The 19,628-nt window shown below is 52.0% G+C and carries 13 protein-coding genes and 1 pseudogene; 4 read left to right on the forward strand and 10 right to left on the reverse strand.

Features of this window, described 5'->3' with window-relative positions:
- Positions 1-4 precede the first annotated feature (4 nt).
- Positions 5-1,246 (forward strand): 2-oxoglutarate dehydrogenase complex dihydrolipoyllysine-residue succinyltransferase, encoded by a 1,242-nt coding sequence (gene odhB / locus EV294_RS14040; RefSeq protein ID WP_132307737.1) that lies wholly within the window; start codon positions 5-7, stop codon positions 1,244-1,246.
- Between the two features lie 515 nt (positions 1,247-1,761).
- Here odhB and EV294_RS14045 read toward each other — a convergent pair.
- Positions 1,762-2,679, reverse strand: a complete 918-nt coding sequence (locus tag EV294_RS14045) for an ArsR/SmtB family transcription factor (protein ID WP_132307739.1) — start codon at positions 2,677-2,679, stop codon at positions 1,762-1,764.
- 13 nt (positions 2,680-2,692) lie between these two features.
- Complete coding sequence (arfA, locus tag EV294_RS14050; RefSeq protein ID WP_132307740.1) at positions 2,693-4,204, reverse strand: arabinosylfuranosidase ArfA; 1,512 nt, start codon at positions 4,202-4,204, stop codon at positions 2,693-2,695.
- A gap of 136 nt (positions 4,205-4,340) precedes the next feature.
- On the opposite strand from arfA, the pseudogene EV294_RS31095 reads away from it, so the two are divergent.
- A pseudogene (locus EV294_RS31095) lies at positions 4,341-4,715 on the forward strand (GGDEF domain-containing protein); the annotation flags it as partial.
- Here EV294_RS31095 and EV294_RS14060 read toward each other — a convergent pair.
- From EV294_RS14060 to EV294_RS14090, 7 genes are all read right to left on the reverse strand, one after another.
- Positions 4,712-5,440, reverse strand: coding sequence for a sulfite exporter TauE/SafE family protein (locus EV294_RS14060; protein ID WP_132307742.1), 729 nt, complete (start codon positions 5,438-5,440; stop codon positions 4,712-4,714). The pseudogene EV294_RS31095 and the gene EV294_RS14060 overlap by 4 nt on opposite strands.
- A gap of 22 nt (positions 5,441-5,462) precedes the next feature.
- Complete coding sequence (locus EV294_RS14065) at positions 5,463-8,915, reverse strand: glycosyl hydrolase 53 family protein (protein ID WP_132307744.1); 3,453 nt, start codon at positions 8,913-8,915, stop codon at positions 5,463-5,465.
- 271 nt (positions 8,916-9,186) lie between these two features.
- Entirely contained in the window at positions 9,187-10,770 is a 1,584-nt protein-coding gene (locus EV294_RS14070) for a DUF3502 domain-containing protein (protein WP_132307746.1), read from the reverse strand.
- 56 nt (positions 10,771-10,826) lie between these two features.
- Positions 10,827-11,744, reverse strand: a complete 918-nt coding sequence (locus EV294_RS14075; protein ID WP_132307747.1) for a carbohydrate ABC transporter permease — start codon at positions 11,742-11,744, stop codon at positions 10,827-10,829.
- Positions 11,745-11,772: 28 nt separating this feature from the next.
- Complete coding sequence (locus tag EV294_RS14080) at positions 11,773-12,693, reverse strand: ABC transporter permease (RefSeq protein WP_132307749.1); 921 nt, start codon at positions 12,691-12,693, stop codon at positions 11,773-11,775.
- Between the two features lie 203 nt (positions 12,694-12,896).
- Positions 12,897-14,456, reverse strand: a complete 1,560-nt coding sequence (locus tag EV294_RS14085; protein ID WP_132307751.1) for a response regulator — start codon at positions 14,454-14,456, stop codon at positions 12,897-12,899.
- Positions 14,453-16,231 (reverse strand): sensor histidine kinase, encoded by a 1,779-nt coding sequence (locus EV294_RS14090; RefSeq protein ID WP_132307753.1) that lies wholly within the window; start codon positions 16,229-16,231, stop codon positions 14,453-14,455. Before EV294_RS14090 ends, EV294_RS14085 begins: the two co-directional genes overlap by 4 nt.
- A 165-nt stretch (positions 16,232-16,396) precedes the next feature.
- Between EV294_RS14090 and EV294_RS14095 the strand changes: the two genes are divergently transcribed.
- Positions 16,397-17,833, forward strand: coding sequence for a SpoVR family protein (locus EV294_RS14095; protein WP_132307755.1), 1,437 nt, complete (start codon positions 16,397-16,399; stop codon positions 17,831-17,833).
- Between the two features lie 68 nt (positions 17,834-17,901).
- Here EV294_RS14095 and EV294_RS14100 read toward each other — a convergent pair whose 3' ends face one another.
- A complete protein-coding gene (locus EV294_RS14100) occupies positions 17,902-18,681 on the reverse strand; it encodes a YheC/YheD family protein (protein WP_132307757.1) in 780 nt (259 codons plus the stop codon).
- Between the two features lie 145 nt (positions 18,682-18,826).
- Here EV294_RS14100 and EV294_RS14105 point away from each other — a divergent pair, with 145 nt between their 5' ends.
- Entirely contained in the window at positions 18,827-19,576 is a 750-nt protein-coding gene (locus EV294_RS14105) for a hypothetical protein (protein WP_132307759.1), read from the forward strand.
- Positions 19,577-19,628: the final 52 nt, after the last annotated feature.

The raw sequence follows: 19,628 nt of genomic DNA on the forward strand, positions 1-19,628 counted from the left end.
TCACGTGCAACAAATTATCGTACCGGCAATGGGTGAATCAATTACGGAGGGCACCATCTCCAAATGGGTCGTTAAAGTAGGAGACGCCGTTAAACAAGGCGACGTGCTTCTTGAGCTTGAAACAGACAAAGTAAACATCGAAATCAGCGCCGAGCAAGACGGCGTTCTGCAAGAAATCGCGAAAAACGAAGGCGACACCGTTGAAATCGGTGAAGTGATCGGCACAATCGGAGCTGGCAGCGGCGCTGCCGCTCCAACGCCGGCTGCACCTGCAGCTGAAGCAGCGCCTGCACCGGCAGCCGTTCCGGCTCCTGCAGCACCAGCTGCTGCTCCGGCTACAGCGGTAGCCGTTGCTCCGGCGCCTGCGGCTGACAGCCACCTGAATGCTTCTCCTGCAGCCCGCAAGCTTGCAAGAGAAAAAGGCATCGACATCAGCGAAGCGCAATCGACGCTTGGACGCGTTGAGCTTCGTCCGGCGGCTCCTGCACCTGCGGCAGCACCGGCACCGGCTGCAAAAGCTGCTCAACCTGAATTTACGTCGAACAAGCCTTACACGCGTACGAAAATGTCCCGCCGCCGCGCGACTATCGCTAATCGCCTCGTTGAAGCACAACATACGGCAGCTATGCTGACTACGTTCAACGAAGTGGATATGACAGCGATCATGGACGTTCGTAAACGCCGCAAGCAATCGTTCCTGGACAAACACGAGGTTGGTCTCGGCTTTATGTCCTTCTTCACTAAAGCGGTTGTTGGCGCGTTGAAAGAGTTCCCTCTTCTGAACGCTGAAATCAACAACGGCGATATTATCGCTAAACAATACTACGATATCGGCATCGCGGTATCGGCTAAAGAAGGTCTGGTTGTTCCTGTCGTGCGCGATGCGGATCGTCTGAGCTTCGCAGAGATCGAGAAATCGATCGTATCCCTGGCTAAAAAAGCACGCGATAACTCGCTGTCGCTGGAAGAGCTGCAAGGCGGTACATTCACCATCACTAACGGCGGTACTTTCGGATCGCTCTTGTCGACTCCAATCCTGAACGCTCCGCAAGTCGGCATCCTGGGTATGCACAAAATCCAGCTTCGTCCGGTAGCGATCGACGCAGAACGTTCGGAGAACCGTCCGATGATGTACATCGCCCTCACTTACGATCACCGTATCGTTGACGGCTCAGAAGCAGTACGCTTCCTTGTAAAAGTAAAAGAAATGCTGGAAGATCCGGAAACCCTTCTTTTGGAGGGCTAAAAAAGTGGGCTGTACCCTTGGGTACAGCCCGTTTTTGTGTGTGGTGCGGCTCGCTGTCGGTCGTCGCTGCGTAAGTGAATATTCTTTCAATCGCTGTGCCTTTCGGGTTCCCTCATTAAGAGGTTTCAAGGTAGGAACCCGAAAGCCAAGGCGAGCGCTAACGCTTTTCAAGAACATTCACTTCCTCCGCGCACTCCCGGCTCGCCACGCAACCAAAAAAAGGGCTGAACCCAAGGCTAAAAGCCCATGGGTTCAGCCCTTTTTGCTGCCGCCTACCGTTCCTGGCTAACAGCCCAGGAACAGCCAATAAAGAAAGGACTGCTGGGTCATCAGCAGTCCTTCAACGGCCCACCCACAGGGGCGAGCGACTTTGGAGCGGAGGAAGTAAATGTTCTGGAGAAGCGTAGCGTTCGCCTTGCTTTTCCGGTTCCTACCCATACAACCAGTTCAGGGAACCGGAAAAGCACAGCGATCGGAAGAACATTTACTTCTGTAGCGACACCACCACGCGAGCCCTACTCCAAATAGTGGACACGGAAAATCATGTCCTGATTGTAATTGCCGAAGCCTCTGCCGAACAACGTCAGGCCGCCGACATGGGCGGCGTTGTCTTCGACGGCGAGGCGGAATACCCACTGATTGCGGTTCAATCCGATCTGGTCGATTCCGACATCCGAAATTTTCTGGCCATCGATGAAGGTACCGTTTTTCTGGACGCGGATAATCTTGAGCAGACCGTACTGATTAACGAAATCCTGCCACCAGGTTGGCGTGTATTTCCCTTTTACGGCTCCGTAATCGCCGGGACTGGTCCACATGCCAATCCGGACGCCGTTTAGGGTAAATACGATGTCCGACGGCCAGTTCTCATTGTAACCCGGCGCCTCGGAGCTGATCTCCAGCACAATCTCGAGATCCTCGGGGTGCTGACCCGGCAGCAGATAGTTAGGTATCCGATACTCCACGTATCCTTTGCCGAACCATAGAATGCCGGCATTCATCCGCTCCGGCTCGAGGAAATACCTCGGGTCATCGAATTGGCCAATAACTTTTTCCGTTGTTGCGATACCGCAAGTCGGATACACCTCAAATTCGGTATAATGGCCGACCGGTATACTGATCTCGTGCGTTTTCTTCGGAGTAAAGCCGGGCTGAGGCAGATCAATCTGGATGCGGGAGGCCGCGATTTCGCAAATTTTGTGCGTGCCACCCTGTTTTCTGACCATCTTCGTCTGGATAATTCCCGCCTGCTCGAGCTTGCGGACATGCATCGTTACGATGGCACTGCTCAGACCAAGCGCTGCAGCCAGATCTTTGACATTCATTGGCTCAGCTGCACCGGCGAGAAGATCCAGAATATTTAATCGCACAGGACTAGCCAGCGCTTCATAAAGCGGAAGCCAGGCTTGATCGGTATCCGCTTTGATTAACATGTTTCACATCCTGTTACTGAAGTTTAATTCGAATGACGTTCCAGGAAGCTTTGCTAAGAGAAGCTTCAATCGTGCCGTTTTGTTCAAGCTTTGCATTGCCGTTCGCATGCGGTTTCACGTTATCCGGATTTGCTGCCGTATTAACGGCCTGCAGATCATTATTCTCGAGGACAATATGTTCAACTATGCGGAAGGAACCAAAGCTGCGAAGATCGATGTCAAACGTTCTCGCATTGTCCAAATCGCGGTTAACCGCAAATACGGTTACTTCTCCAAGCTCCTCGTTATGAACGGCTACCGCTTCCACGTAAGGCACATCGGTGTAATCCTTGGAGTCGTATTTATCGGATTTGAGCAAAGGAACCAATACCGTGCCGCGGCCGAACAGGCTTGCATGCATATACGGATAATAGATGGATTGCTTCCATGCCGCTCCGCCGTTCTCGGTCATAATCGGCGCAATGACGTTAACAAGCTGTGCGAGACAAGCCATTTTAACCCGGTCGGCGCGTTTCAGCAAGCTGATCAGCATGCAGCCAACAACAAGCGCGTCCTCATGCGTATAAATATCCTCCAGCTGCGGCGGTGCAATGGACCACGGCTCGATCTTGCGGTCGCTCTCGTTGGAGTGGAACCATACATTCCATTCATCGAAGCTGAGATTAATGTTTTTCTTGCTGCGCTTCTTCGCTTTCACATAGTCGGCCGTGGAGATAACCGTCTGAATAAAGGAATCCATTCCTAACGATTGAGCCAGGAAGTTCTTCGTATCCTTGTCTCTATTTCCATAATACTGATGCAGCGAAATGTAATCAACGTTATCGTACGTCAGATCAAGCACGGTTGCTTCCCAATCCGGGAAGGTTGGCATGCCAAGGCCCGAGCTTCCGCAGGCCACGAGCTCAATCGTTGGGTCCACCCAACGCATGATCTTAGCCGTTTCATTCGCAATGCGGCCGTATTCCACGGCTGTCTTTGCGCCAATTTGCCAAGGGCCGTCCATCTCGTTGCCAAGGCACCAGGTTTTAATATTATGCGGGTCTTTGTATCCGTGCTTGATTCGAAGATCCGACCAGTAGGAGCCGGAGGCATGGTTGGAATACTCGATCAGGTTGCGGGCTTCTTCCGGTCCGCGGGTGCCGAGGTTAACGGCCATCATCGCTTCGGTGTTTGCTTTTTTGCACCAGTCCACAAACTCGTTAAAGCCTACGAGGTTCGGCTCGATTGTGCGCCATGCCAATTCAAGACGCTTCGGGCGGTCAGCAACCGGACCAACGCCGTCCTCCCAGTTGTAACCGGATACAAAATTGCCGCCCGGGTAACGGACGATAGGTACGTCTAATCCTTTTACAAGTTCAAGCACGTCCGAACGGAAGCCCTGTTCGTCCGCGGATGGATGATCAGGCTCATAAATACCGCCGTATACCGCACGTCCCAAATGCTCAATAAAGGAACCATAAATTCGTTTATCTACTTCGCCTACGATAAAATCTTTGTCTACGATCATCTTGGCACGGTTCGTCATTAAAGAATCACCTCGTGATAAATGTATAAATCAATATCTTTATTAAACATCAGCCGATGAAATAATTCAATAACGAATTCTTATATAATTGAATTAATATATTTATTAATTAATAAGGTAGTTTAAACATAAGTTTGGAGACCTGCTGCTGGTTGAAATCGCCAAACGCCTGAAGCAGCAAATCAGGCACAGCGACCGGATCGTCAGGTATGGAGGCGGTGAGTTTATTAACTGCTTCCAGAACTTAAGCGAGGATAACAGCATTCGCACGGCACATGACAAAATCAACGCCGCTTTCCCGGATCCGTTTCTTGTTCAGGGCAAGCCCGTCAGCCTATCGGCCAGCATTGGCATAAGCTCCACTCAAGACCGGTACGCCAGTCTGAAACAGTTGATTACGGATGCAGACCAAGCGATGTATCAAAAGAAGCAGTCGAGAAAAAACCTTGAAGGCAGAAGCGCCAAGCCTAGACGCCACACCTTCAAGGTTTTTTTGTTTAGCTGCTGTTAGCCGATAAGTCCGCCGACCGCTGTCCATATTCCGGTAATCAGGATCAGCCAAAGCGCGATGGTTTTGAACAGCTTGTCATTCAGCCGGCCAACCGCCTTGATCCCAATAATAACCCCGATAATAAGCGCCGGAACCGCCCAGCCTGCCGCCTCCATAGACGCCTCGTTAAGCAGTCCTTCGTACATATACGTCCCAATCGTAATGATATTCAGGATTAAGGCGTAAGCCGTAATGTTGGCCCGAAAGGTCATCTTGTCTAGGCCTTGGTTGGTTAAAAACAATGCCACCGGAGGCCCGCTCATCGAGATGCTTCCGTTCAAAAAGCCGCTTACGGCACCAACCGGCACATAAGCCAGCCGGCCAAGCGGAAAGCTTTTTCCGCTCAGCATCAAGATGGATACGACGACAACGAGCAGGCCAGCCCCTAGCTTCAGCGCATTCGCCGGAACATATAGCAAGGCATAAGCTCCAAGCGGTGCCGCGAGTAAACTCGCGGCCAGAAGCGGCCAAATCTGCCTGATTCGGATATGCTTCCGGCTGCTGTAAAGCACGGCAATGTTGGTCAAGAGACTTAATACTACAACGACCGGGACAGCCTGCTGCATCGGCATCAGCTTCACTAGCAGCGGCATGGAGATTAGAGCAAATCCAAAGCTCGTCAATCCTTGCACAAAGCCAGCGAGCAGGACAATCATAAAAACAAACACAAGTTCATCTAGATGCATAACGGAATAAATACTCCTGATTCTATTTAAGCAAGCGATAGACGACTTCAGCTGCCTCCGCGCGTGTCATCGATGCTGCCGGGGCAAACCGGCCGCCGCTCCGTCCTTTTAACAGCCCTTGCTCATAAGCCCATTGTACAGAAGGCATCGCCCAATTCGCAATCGACGATTTGTCCAGGAACGGAAGCTCCTTGTCAACATTAGAGGAAGCAGAAGCTGCTTTATGGGAAATTTCATAGGCTTTGGCCAGCATAACGGCCATTTCTTGGCGCGTAATCGAGCCGTTAGGTACAAAGAGCTCTGCCGAACGCCCTTTTACAAGACCCGCTTCATAAGCCGCGGATACAGCTTCGGCATACCAGGCGGATGCCGGTACATCGCTGAAGCGCGAAGCTTGACCGCCGGTGCCGGCCAGCTTCAATGCACGAACAAGGATGGCAGTGAACTCGGCACGGCTGATCGCGCGCTCCGGTTCAAAGCTTGCGACTGCTGTCCCATTTATAATCTGCTTCGCCGAAAGGGATCCGATCGCAAGTGCTGCCCAATGCTCGGCCGGCGCATCCGTATAGGATTTCTTTACTTCAAGCAAGCCGTAGCTGCTGAAATGCGCAACGTCTGCCTGCCATACGCCGTTTGATAATTGCCCGCCAACATAATGGATAGATCCGTCTTCGGCGAAATAATAAATACCCGTCAATTCCGCGTCTCCGCTTTGCGAAGCCTTCAGGCGAACAGTTAGCGGACTGCTGAACTTGGTCAGCTTCTCCGCATTGCCGTCCGAACCGGTTACCGACAACTCGAAGTTATAAACGGTGCCAAGCGCTCGGACATCCGCGCCGGTGCCTGCAAGCAATTTATCCGCAGCCGCCCCCGTAACGGGCACAAAGCTTAAAATAATCTTGCTTCCCGCTTCCGTCTTCAGCTTGCCGAGCAGCTCGGTTACGACAGCCGAAGGAATCGTCAAGGACAGATCCCCTGCTGATAAGGTAACAGGCCCTTTCTTCAATTGATCATACAAGCCGGATGGTAAAACAGCCTGCGTTGTTCCCAAAGGCAACTCTACCGTATACCCGCCTTTGCCATCCGCAGCCAATTGGGAGGAAGTAACGGTAGCTACGCCGGTAATGGTATGGCTTAATCCCCCGCTATTGCCGTTGGTTCCGCCGTTGCCGTTATTTTCTCCTCCTGGAGTCAGATCTCCTACTCTCACCATCGCAATATCGTCCATGTAACCCCATGCTCCCGCCGGAGCATCCACATCAATACCGATCGAGACTTTGCCGTCCCGCACTTCAATTGCGCCGACCTTGTAGGAATGCCAATCATTCCAGCCGGTATTTACAACATCTGTACTGTACGTTAAGCTGCCGGATTTGGCGAACAAGCTTATCTTCTGCTCGTCGTATACGCCGCCGGATGCCGATGCGCGAAGCTCGTAAATTCCGTTCTCAAGATTCTCGAAAGACTGCGTAACCCTATACTTAAATGCTGTGCCCAGCCAATAATTAAGCGCATGCTCGCCTGTTTTGGCATTAGCCGCATTATGCTCAACCTTAACCGCTCCGCTATCTCCGGTAACCGTCCATGGCGCCAAAGCGCCGCTTTCGAAGCCCGGATTTTGCACGACGTTAACCTCCGCGGCTTCTACCTTCACCAGCTCAAGCTTGTCAAAATACCCCCATGCTCCTGCCGGTCCGTTTACTTGAATACCGACTTTTACCTGGCCGTCCTTCACTTGAATATCCCCGATCGTGTACTGCTTCCAGACGTTGTATCCGGCATTCGTTACCGGAGCGGATAGCGTCTGCCCGCCAGTCTCAGCCGTCAGCATGATCGTCTGGTCCGCATATTCACCCCCGGAAGCATATCCGCGAAGCTCATACGTTCCGTTCTCCAGCCCCGTTACCGTCTGCGATACCTGATAAGCAAAGGCCGAGCCCGACCAATAATTCAGTGCGTATTCGCCGGCTTTCGCATTACCCGCATTATGCTCGATTTTCACCGTGCCCGTATCCCCGGTAACCGTCCAATCCGCCAGCGTACCGCTCTCAAAGCTGCCATTCTTCAGCAGATTAGGGCTTCCCGTCACTGTCACTTCTACCGAGGTGCTAAGATTGGTACCCGCCACCTTCCCTTGAACCGTAAACGTTCCCGGCGCGCTTAACAGCTCTTGGTTATATTCCTCCCATTCAACCGGTGCCGCCGTAATGGTTCCTTCGTTATAGAGTACCTTTGTATCCGCCGGCAGCGACAAGACATCTCCCGTTGCAATCGTAACCGGCGTAGCAGGATATACGAGAATCGGATCTACGCTTGCGATGCTGCCCGGTACATATTGGAATGCGTTTAGCGAGTCAAGCGCATTGCCGTCATAATCAAACATCGCCTGATTCTCCCATGCATTGCCTTCGCCTTGCTTCCAGCCTACACCCGGCAGCCAAGCCGGCTCCCAGTAAAATACGCCGAGTCCAAGCCCGCCTTGCACATCGGCAACGGTATTCAGCACCGTCTCGGTGACAAGCTTCTGATTCGCCACGGATGCTTCAAAGCCAACAAGCTTTGTCTCGTTCTCGCCAACCGTATTGGGATGATCATCGCCATTCTCAAGCGTATTGGCATACGACGTTTCCGCTACGACAATCGGCTTGCCGTATCTTGCGGCAATATCGTCCATATTGGATTTCAGCTGCTGGAACGTGCCGTGCCAGAACGGATAATAGCTCATGCCGATAACGTCATAGTCTACATTCCGTGCTTCCATTGCGTCAAAAAAGCTGCGGAACTTGCCGTTATTGCCGCCTTCCGCCAAATGCAGCATGATTTGCGTCGTTTGACCGTTTGGCGTAGTGTCCCGTACCGCTTTAACGCCTTCGCCGATCAACCCGGCAAGGTTATCCATGTTGCTTGTTGACCCATCGGGCAGCAGCATGCCGCTGTTAATTTCATTGCCGATCTGAACCATATCCGGATAAGCATTCGCCTCGGCAAGATCGCTCATGACGTCTGCCGTATAATCATAGACAGCTGTCTTCAGATCCGCAAAGCTAAGATCCTTCCACGCCGCCGGCTTCACCTGTTGTCCCGGATCCGCCCAGAAGTCGGAGTAATGGAAGTCAAGCAGCAGCTTCATCCCTGCCGCCTTCACCCGCTCCGCCATCGCAAGCACATGGGCCTTGTCATTGTAGCCATCCGCCTGCACCGGATCATTCCAGAGGCGAAGACGGACATAATTGACTCCGTGATTTTTCATAATGGTCAGCAGGTCCTGTTGGATTCCTCCATCATAAAACTTTACATTCTTATCCTCGAGCGCCTGTAAAGTCGAAATATCGACGCCTTTAATAAACGTATCGGGATCGGACAAATTGCTTTCCGCCGCCTCCAATTTCTTCACCGGCCCAATAGCCAGCAGAGATGTAAGCGCTAACGTAAACGTGAAAAATAAAAGAATGCTTCTTCTAGCTATCTTTTTCATCTTTTTTCCTCCCTTTTTGGGTTTTAAAAAGGAGGAGACTTTTGTCTCCTCCAAGCTGAGAAAATGGTTCACTAGAGAATAGTCGGCGAAAGGGAAAGGGGTGTCCCCTGAGGAGCGTTAGCGTCCGCCTTTGTCTGCGGGAAATCTCCTTTGGAGATAAAATTCAAATTTCCTGCAGACAACAGTGGCCGAAGGGGATACCCCGTTCCTGCACGACCCACATTCTCTAACGAATCATTTTCCTAAAGGCAGGAGAGACAATCGTCTCCCCTTATTGATTAGCCAAGAAAGCGTCGATCTGGCTTTGCAGCTCCTTCTGCACCTTCTCAATACCCGCTGCTTTCAGCTGCGCGATCAGATCCGCTTGGCCTTTGTCGATGTCCTTGATCAGGCCGTACTCGAGCGGAATCGCGTAACGGAGCATCACGTTTCCTACGTTAGCTACTTCGTTCTTCACGTTTGCATCGTTAAAGACAAAGGTCTCAAGCTTGAAGTGGTAAACCTTTTTCTCCCAATCCGCCGCAATCGCGTCTGCCTCGGCAGGGTACGATGCGTCTTTGCGGTTCAGCGGGGAGTTCGATCCCCAGTTGGAGAAGCCGGTGTAGTTCGGCGTGCCAGGCAAAGCGTTAAACTTGTCATCGCCTACAGGCTCATAGTTCGTGCCCGCAATGCCGTACATGAACAGGTCGTGGATTTCTTTATCGTTTTGCAGCAGGTCGAGCACCATCAGCGAACGTTCGGCTTTCTTCGATGTCGCATGGATCGCAAAGCCGTTTTGCGTCGAGATCGCCGCGATTTTCTTGCTGTTAGGCGTCAGATCCGCGATGGCCAGCTCAACATCCGGCTGCTCGCGTTTCAGTTCCGCCAGGTTCATCGCTACCGTACCCAGGTTTTGTGCGTAAGAAGCGGTTTTTCCGGCTTTAATATCCTGCCAAACGTCGTTTTTGTTGGACACGATGTTTTTGGACCATGCGCCGTTGTCTGCCAGATCTTTATAATAAGCAAGAAGGGATTTGAATTCCGGTGTGTCGTAAATGTTGAATACTTTGCCTGTTGGATCGTCCAGCTTGTAAGCAAGCGGCATGCTGTAGTCTACCAGGTTGAAATCATTCGCCTGCTCGAGCAGGATTTGGTCAAGCTCATGCCATTTCCAGCCGTCGGCGCCTTTGGCGTTAAAGCCGTTGATGCCTTTTTCGTTAGCCGCAACCGCCTTCAGGTAAGCCGCATAAGTCTCGGGGCTGTTAACCGGCTCCAGATTGTATTTCTTGCGCAGATCTTCGCGGATCAGTACCGCTTTGTCCGTTACTTCCGGGTTGTTGTTCGGCACCATGAACTGCTTGCCGTTCACCTTCGACTGCTCCCATGCTACCGCAGGCATCGCTTTCATCGTTTGCGGCATAAACTTGCTCAGCATATCGCCCGTAAGCTCCATGAAGCCGCCTTTGAGCGCCTGGTCATTGTAGAACGCCCAGTTAGCCGTATAGGCAATATCGAAATCCTCGTTCGCCGCGAATTTCAGCGGATATTTCTGCGTCCAATCCGCCCAGTCTAGGAACTCCGCATCGATGGTTGCGTTAACCTTTTCTTTCAGCTTTTTGTTGATTTCCGCGAATACCGCGTCATAGTCAACCGGTTTGCCGCCAACCATCAGCATTTTGATCTTTAGCTCTTCGGACGTGTCGACCGCGCCGGCATCCGCCGATGCCGCAGGAGATTGCGATTCCGCAGCCGGCGACTGCGTCGCTTCCGCATTCGTCCCGCCGTTATTTCCATTATTGCTGCCGCATGCCCCTAGCACTGTTGCGGAAAGGGCAAACGTTGCCGCCAGCAGCATGACCGATTTTTTGTTTCGCATGTGTATCCCCCTAAAAATATAGTCATATATGATAACCAGGTTGCCCTGAGGTCATCCTAACCTTTCACCGCGCCAAGCGTAAGGCCTTGCACGAAATAACGCTGAATGAACGGATAGGCGAGCAGGATCGGCCCGGTGGCGACAATCGTCATCGCCATCTTGAGGCTCTCCGTCGGGATGTTTGTCGTAACGACCGCTCCCGAAGCGACCATCGCCTTGCGCATGCCATCCATGTTGCCAAGCATTTTGTACAGATAATACTGAAGCGGCATCAGCTTCTCGTCGCTGACAAACAGAAGCGCGTTGTACCAGTCATTCCAGTAAGCCAAAGCGATGAACAAGCCGATGGTGGCAAGTACAGGCTTGGACAGGGGCAGAATCAGCTGGACGAAAATGCGGAAGTCCCCCGCGCCGTCGATCTTGGCCGATTCGGTAATCGCCTCCGGAATGCTGCTCATGAACGTCTTCATCACGATTATATAGAACACGTTGAGAAGCATCGGGAGGATAAGGACGATCAACTTGTCTTTCAAATCCAGATACGTAACGATCAGCATATACCATGGTACAAGACCTCCGCTGAACAATGTCGTAAAGAAGAAGAAGAAAGCAAACTGGTTGCGCCACCTGAAATCTTTCCGCTGAAGGACGTAAGCCGTCATCGCGGTTACGAATAACCCGACCAGCGTCCCGATTGCCGTCACCGCAATGGTGACCCCATACGCCCGGAGCATCTGCTCCGGATATTTGAACAGCACGCTGTAGGCCTCGGCGGACCAAACGGCCGGTATGAGCTGATAACCTTTCTCCACAATAGAGCTTTCCTGCGATAATGAGGATGATACTACGAGCAGGAACGGTATGAAGCAGATGACAGCCAAGAGCGATATAAAGATGTAGCCGATGACTCTCAGCAGCATGATGTCCGCCTGACGTTTAACCCCGCTTTTCCCCGTTTGGGCAATTGCACTCATCTATAATCCCTCTTTCGTAAGTATCAGCTTAGAACAAAGCATGATCTTTGTCGTATTTGCGTACCGCATAGTTAGCCAGCAAGATCGTTGCAAAGCCAAGCACGGATTGATAGAAGCCTGCCGCAGCCGATAAGCCGATTTCGTTCGATGTCGTCAGAGACCGGAAGACGAAGGTATCGATAACATCGGTTGAGGAGAACAAGAGGCCGTTGTTGCCGACCATGTTGTAGAACATCCCGAAATCCCCTCTGAAAATATTGCCGACAGCGAGCAGGACCAGAATAATCACGGTTGGGAACAGATTCGGCAGCGTGATACGCCAGATCCGCTGGAATACGTTTGCTCCGTCGATCTCAGCCGCTTCGTACATCTCGTTGTCGATCCCCGTGATGGCCGCCAGATACATGACCGAGCCGTAGCCAAGCGTTTTCCAGGCGGATACAAGCACGAGAATGACCGGCCAATAGGAAGGCGTGTTGTAAATATCAACCGGCTGCATGCCTACGGCCTTCAGCAGCACATTCAGCGTACCCACGTCGTAGTTGAACAGGTTGTAAGCGATAGCGCCTACGACAACCCATGAAATAAAGTAAGGAAGGAACAGCATGGTCTGCGTTAACTTTCGGAACCATTTGCCCACCGCTTCAAACAGGAATATCGCCGCCGCAATCTGCAGCACGTTGTTGACGATGATAAAGGCGATGTTATAAAGCGCCGTATTCCTCGTAACCATCCAGGCATTGCCCGATTCGAAGAAAAAACGGAAGTTGCTGATTCCGTTCCACGGACTTCCGAATATGCCGCCCGTGTTGTTGTATTGTTTGAATGCCAGTACAATGCCGGCCATCGGGATATAAGCGAACAGTATAAAAAAGAATACCGCCGGCGCCAGCATGAGCAGCAGCGTCTTGTTCTGAAGGGCGTAACCCCAAAATCCGCGTCGCATCATTCGTTTTCTCCTCCTGTATAATCTCTCTGTCTCATAGGTTAATTATATAAACCGCGCCGCCCCTCCAAAATTAAGCCAAACTACAAAAAGTAATACTTAATCTACGATTTCGGACGGAAAGTTTCGTTTATACGGATCGAAAAAAAACAAAAGCCTGCAGCTTGGAAAAACAGCCGCAGGCTTACGAATTAAGGTCAAACGGACTAGATTTTATGCTTCTTTCGGTACTCGCCCGGCGTCATGCCCGTGAATTGCTTGAACTGCCGGTTGAAATAAATGATATTCTTGTAGCCGACCCGCTCGGCTATTTCGTACACCTTCAGGCAAGGATCAGCCAGCAGCTCCCGAACCCGGTCCATGCGCCGTTCGTTCAGCCAGTCGCTGAACAAGGTACCGGTCTCCTCCTTGAACAGGGTGCTCAAATAATTGGGCGTAAAATCGAAATGCGCCGCTACTTCCTTCAGCGTAATTTTCTGCTCCAGCCGCTCGTCCACAAACGCCATAATGTTATCGAACAGCTTGCGCTTCTGCTTCTGGCGCTTCACGTACAATAACTCGGACAGCTCGAAAAATCTTCTGCGCAGCCAAGACAGGATATCGTCGATCGTCTCGAATTGGAACAGAACGGCTGCCTTCTGCGCATCCCACTTCAGCAGCTCGTACAGATTCTCGTTTTGCTGCAGCAGATCGGCATGCAGCTTCGACGTTACCCGGATTATCAGGTCGTACGCATATTGCTTCTGGGATACGCTTTCGTTCTTGTCGAACAGCTTGAGCAGCCGGTCATCAATCGCGACAAGGTCATAATCGAGAATCGCGGTCAGCATCTGCCCGACGTTCTCCTCGACATTGGGCTCCAGCTTGTCCTCTCTCGCCGTGCCGGACACATCCTTGATCAGCCGGTTTTTGCCCAGCAGCCACTTTGCGCTAAGTGCTGCCTGCGCCTGCCGGTAGGATTCGCGAAGCTCCTCCGTATCCCTCGCCGAGCTTCCCGCGCCTGCCGTAATCGTGACGGGGAAGTTCTGACGGACCTCGCCGACCAGCTCCTCCAGCATCGCGTTAAACCGGTCATCGGAGATCGGCGATAGAATAACAATCCGCTGATCATGGCTCACCAGCACCGTCCCTCCGTCATGGTCGCCAACGAATTGCTCGATAAAGGAGGAAATGCCGCGGATCTGACTGCGCCGCTCCTGCTCGGGGATTTTCCACTCTACGTCATCGATCTCGATAACCGCCGCGGCTGCCCCGTATTGCAGAAGCGAATTCAGGAACGGAGCGATATGCTCCCGTTCATGGTCTTCGGCCGTATCGGCCAGCCATTTAAGCATCAGCTCCCTATTGACGAGCGACAGGGCCTCGGTTACGATCGAATGCCGCTTCCGCTCGCTCTCCACCTGCTTATAGACGGTTTCCAGCATGTCATGCAGCTCCTGGTCCTTGACCGGCTTCAGCAAATAACCCGAAGCGTTCATCTGAATCGCTTCCTTGGCGTATTGAAAGTCCTCGTGACCGCTAATAAAAACAACTTGCACATGCGGGTTCCGTTCCTTCGCCTTCCGCGCGAATTCCGTCCCCGTCATAATCGGCATCCGGATATCGGACAGAATGACGTCAATCCGCTCATCCTCCATCAGCTTCAGAGCTTCGAATCCGCTGCTCGCCGTGCCAACCACCCGCAAGGGCAGCGGGCTGCCCGTTACCCTGCGCCGCATCCATTCCAGATCTACCGCTTCGTCATCTACCAGTAATACCGTAATCATGCCAGCTGTCTCCTTTGCTCTTCCTCGTCGGCGTTGCCCTGCCGGTCTACCGGCAGCAGGATCCGTACGGTTGTCCCTCCGCCAAACACGCTTCCGATCTCGATGCCATGCTCATCGCCATACCGCAGCTTAATGCGGTCATCCACGTTGCGGATGCCGTATCCGCCAGACTGTCCCGGCTGTGCCATTACCGTCCTCAAAGCATCCGGCTTCATCCCGATCCCGGTGTCGATGACCTTCAGCTCCACCTTATTTCCGACCGTTCTGCCGCTGATCCGGATCGCGATATGACTGCCAAACCAGGCATGCTTAAAGATGTTCTCCACGAAAGGCTGCAGGATCAGCTTAATGACTCTGCAATCTTCAAGTCCCCGCTCCATATCGATATGGACGTCAAATTTTCCCGCGTATTTAATGCGCTGAATGTCCAGGTAAGCCTCCACCTGCTCCAGCTCCTTGGCGAGCGGAATAAATACCTGGCCGTCATTAAGCGAAAGCCGGTAAAACTTCGCGAGTCCTTCAACCATGCCCGTTACCTTCCCCGTCTCCGACAAATTCGCAAGGCTGCCTATCGTCGACAAGGTGTTGTACAGGAAATGCGGATTAATCTGCGCCTGCAGCGCCTCGAGCTCCGCCTGTTTTTTCTGAATGCCTTCCACGTATACCTTCTTGATCAGATCCTGAATGTTCTCCGCCATATCGTTAAACGCGCCGGCGATATGAACAAATTCGTCATTGCCGCTGAAGCGCAGGCGCTTCTGGAAGCTGCCCTGCTGGAAGGAGCCCAGAAACGAGACAATGCGCCTCATTTTCCGCCCGGACAGTCTGGCCACCAGGAATCCGATCAAGGACATCACAAGGAAGCTGATCAGGCATACGTAGAAAATAACGCTCCCCAGCTTGCCGGCATCCTTTCTCAGGTACTCGTTCGGAACCAGCGTCTCAATCACAAAGCTGGTGTTCGGAATTTTATTTTGCATGACGAGATAAGTGCCGTTATCCTCTTCCGGCATCGCGCCAGCCGCAGCTTCCGCATCCGTATGCTCATTGTCGCCCCGTTGATAAAGAACCGTATCGTTGCTCGTGTCCACCAGACGAAGAATGAGCCCCTCCTCGGTTGGAAACGCTTTAAAATCGCCAAGCAAATCGTCCAGCCGCGTCGTGATCCGGACGTAGCCGATAATCGTCTTGTAATCGTTGTAAGAGACCAGCTTCCGGAAGTGCGAAATATTGTTGAGCGTCCGGTCGGTGTCGACCTGCAGCCAAATATTATCCTTGTCCGAATCCTTGATCGCGTTGAACCACGACTTATTCGTAATCTCGCTGTACGGCAAAATGTAATAATCGCTGTCCTTAATCTCTTCGTACATGCTGTCTCCGTCAACCTCGTTCAAATAGCCGTTTGTCGTATAGACTAGAAGACGGATATGATTGCCGTACAAATGGAGCGGCGCCTGGATCTGGGGCACGATCTCGTCCAGCATCGTCAGATACGTCTGGAGCGGATCGCCTTTCTTCTGCAGCGCCCGTTGAAAGGATAAGCTGCCGAACAGCGTATCGGACATCCGCTGAATCTCGTCAAGCTGATAGCCCAGGTTATTTTCCGTTTGTTCCATTGCCGTCTTAATGTTTGTCTCTGCCATTTCCGTACGGGATTGCACCAGCATCGTATACGAAAAATAACCGATAACCGCGTCCGTAACCAGCACGAGCAGCAGGTAGGAAATCATCATTTTATACGTAAACGGCATGAAGGTTCTCAACCGCTTCTCCATGTTGCTGCGCCCTCCTAGGTCCTATCGTTCATGAATAGGGAAATCATATACGAATTTGTCCAATAAATAAATAGGAGATTACTTGAACGCTCAGGGCATATCCAACAGCGGCGGCGGCATACACATGGTATGAACGGTATTTATCAAGTACGGGGGGATAGCGCAATGAATCAGGATGAGATCCGTGCACTGGAATATGCCATCGATGAAATTACGGAAATCGCAACAGGTTTTGGGCTCGATTTTTACCCGATGCGTTATGAGATTTGTCCGGCGGACATCATTTACACCTTTGGCGCTTACGGGATGCCGACGCGCTTCAGCCACTGGAGCTTTGGCAAAACGTTCAACAAGATGAAGATGCAATACGACTTCGGTCTAAGCAAAATATACGAGCTTGTGATCAACTCGAATCCGTGTTACGCCTTCCTGCTCGAGGGCAACTCGCTGATTCAGAATAAGCTTATTGTCGCGCACGTTCTGGCCCACTGCGATTTCTTCAAGAACAATGCCCGCTTCAGCCAAACCAATCGCAACATGGTGGAGAGCATGTCCGCTACCGCCGACCGCATTCATCAATACGAGATGGACCACGGAACGGAAGCCGTGGAGAAGTTTATCGACGCCGTTCTGGCCATTCAGGAGCATGTGGATCCGACCATTATTAAGCCATACCAGCTCGATAAATCCCGGTATATCGAGCTGCTGACGAAGGAGAAATCGCGTTCCTCGAAGCAGACGGCAAAGTCGGAGTACGAGGATTTGTGGTCGCTGGAGGAGATTGAGGCTTCGGCTGGACCTTCCGCTCCAGCGCCCAATCAGTTCCCTCCGGAGCCGGAGAAGGATCTGGTCTGGTTCATCGAGGAATATTCGCCGAAGCTCGAGCCTTGGCAGCGCGACATCATGTCGATGCTCCGCGACGAGATGCTCTACTTCTGGCCGCAGATCGAGACCAAGATCATGAACGAAGGCTGGGCTTCGTATTGGCATCAGCGCATTATCCGCGAATTGCCGCTTACCAGCTACGAGACGATCGAGTTCGCCAAGCTGAACTCCTCCGTTGTTATCCCATCCAGGCATAGCCTCAACCCGTATTATCTCGGGCTGAAGATCTTCGAGGATATCGAGAAGCGCTGGGATAAACCTACGAAGGAAGAACAGGTGCGGTTTGGACGCGTGCCGGGCAAAGGCCGGGAGAAAATTTTCGAAGTGCGGGAATTCGATTCCGACATTTCCTTCCTGCGCAATTACTTAACGAAGGAACTGACCGATGAACTCGATCTCTATATCTTCGAGAAGAAAGGGCCGGAATGGAAAATCACCGATAAATCCTGGGAAAATATCCGCGAGCAGCTCGTCTATTCGAAGGTAAACGGCGGCTTCCCAAGCATCGTGGTTACCGACGGCGACTTCAACCGGGTGGGTGAGCTGTACCTGAAGCATAACTACGAGGGAACCGAGCTTGACCTGAAATATGTCGAGCGCACTCTCCCTTACGTCGTGCAGCTCTGGGGCAAGAACGTCCATCTGGAGACCATCGTTGAGGACAAGAAAATCGTCTTCAGCTGCGACGGGAAGAAGACCAGCCGGAAGTTTGTTTAGAGTGTTTATAGTTAAAAAAGCCGCATCCATGGCCTTTTCGTCAGGCACCGGATTGCGGCTTTCCCCTGTTAATCGTCCTTTCTGCCGTAGCTTCTCGCGAACTCTTTCATCTTCCTGTACGCCTGCGGATTAAGCCGCTTCACGGGATAAAACTGCGGGTGATTCGAGTTGACTTCGATAACCCAGAGACGCTGCTTCTTGTCGTAAGCAAAATCGATGCCCAGCTCGTGCATGCCTTTGCGTTTGCCGCTGAGATGCTTTGCGATTTTGAGCGACTTTGACTTTAGCTGCGAGATCCGCTTCGCCGTCTTCTTCGGCGAGAGGCCCTGCTTCTTCCCCAGCTTCTCCATCGAATACAGCTTGCCGCCCTGATAATAATTCGTAACGATCTTCTTGGGAGCGCCAACCTTCACCGAATAGCAGTTCACGGTCCAGGAGCCGCCCGGCTTGCGCTGCACCATCACCCGGATATCGTACGCTCTGCCGTTCACGCGGTCGAGCGTGATGCCCTTCTGAATAATAAGCCTTTTCTCCGACTTTTTGTTAATATGGTTATACACGGCTGAAGCCGAACCCAAATGACGGCTTAGCTGCTTCTTCTTCACGATATGCTTAACCGTATAGCCCGAGCTCTTCGCATTCTTGACTTTGAAGATCCCCATCCCCTGCGAGCCCGTATCCGGCTTTACATAGACCGAAGAGTGCTCCGCCAGCATCGAGGCCATATTTTTCCGGCTAAACGACACGGTATGGGGGACAAGCTTCTTCAGGCTTTTGTGAGACTTCAAATACCGGCACACCTTAAGCTTTCCGTAGATGCTTCGGCTGTTATACTTTTTTACATACATGGGACTCACCCTCCAATCCCAGTGTATGTTCCGCCGCTTAACGCCACTTGTGCTGAAGTGGATAGGCCCCCATACAACTGCGGCCGCAGCTGCAACTATTCGGTTCCGGCACCCGTTAAATAGTTATTAGGGAGAGTGGTGTTTCTTGCAAAAATACGCGGTTATCTTCTGTTCAAGCTTGCTGCTTATTTTGGGACTAGGCGCATTCACCTATTGGGCGCTGACCCGCGACAATTCCCAATCGATCAAGGGCAATGCCGTTATTGACTGGGTCGACTTTGTTAAGCTTAACGGCCATACCTATACCGGCCTTTACGACGGCGTGCTTGTCAATCCGGACGATGTAACGGATGCTGTCGCAGGCAAGGTGAAGTTCAAGGTAGGGGATGTTGTCTCTAATCCGGACTATCGGACCAAGGAAGGCGACGCGGCTTTCCTTGCTATCGGCACGCAGCTGTACGAGGTAAAGGGGTATAAACCGGAAGAATTGATTGCTGCCGAGGACAAAACGAGAATCGGGGGATACCGCCTGTATGTGGAGGACTCCTATTACAAAACGCTTAACCGGCGCAGCTTCAAGGACCTTCCTATGGACAAAGTCAGCAAGATCGAGCTGTATAAAAAGGATGATACCGCTCCGTACCGGACGCTTGTGAATCAGGAGCAGTCCGACTTTATCCATCTGCTGAAATCCGGCGAATATAAGCCTGCCTATACGCCAAATACCCAGAACGGAGACCCCGACTATTACTACATGATCTTCTATACGGACGAGCCCATCGCCTATTCCTTCAGCATCGCGGACGACGGCGATCATGTTTTCTTTTATCCGTGGGACCTCGCTCTCGTCGATAACCGGATACGGACGTTGCTGGCAGACTCTAACGAATCCTGATAAGCCTAATAAATAAGGGTTGTTCGGTGCCAACATTCAGCTTCCCGAAACA

The sequence above is a fragment of the Paenibacillus sp. BK033 genome, assembly GCF_004345425.1.
Taxonomy (GTDB): domain Bacteria; phylum Bacillota; class Bacilli; order Paenibacillales; family Paenibacillaceae; genus Pristimantibacillus.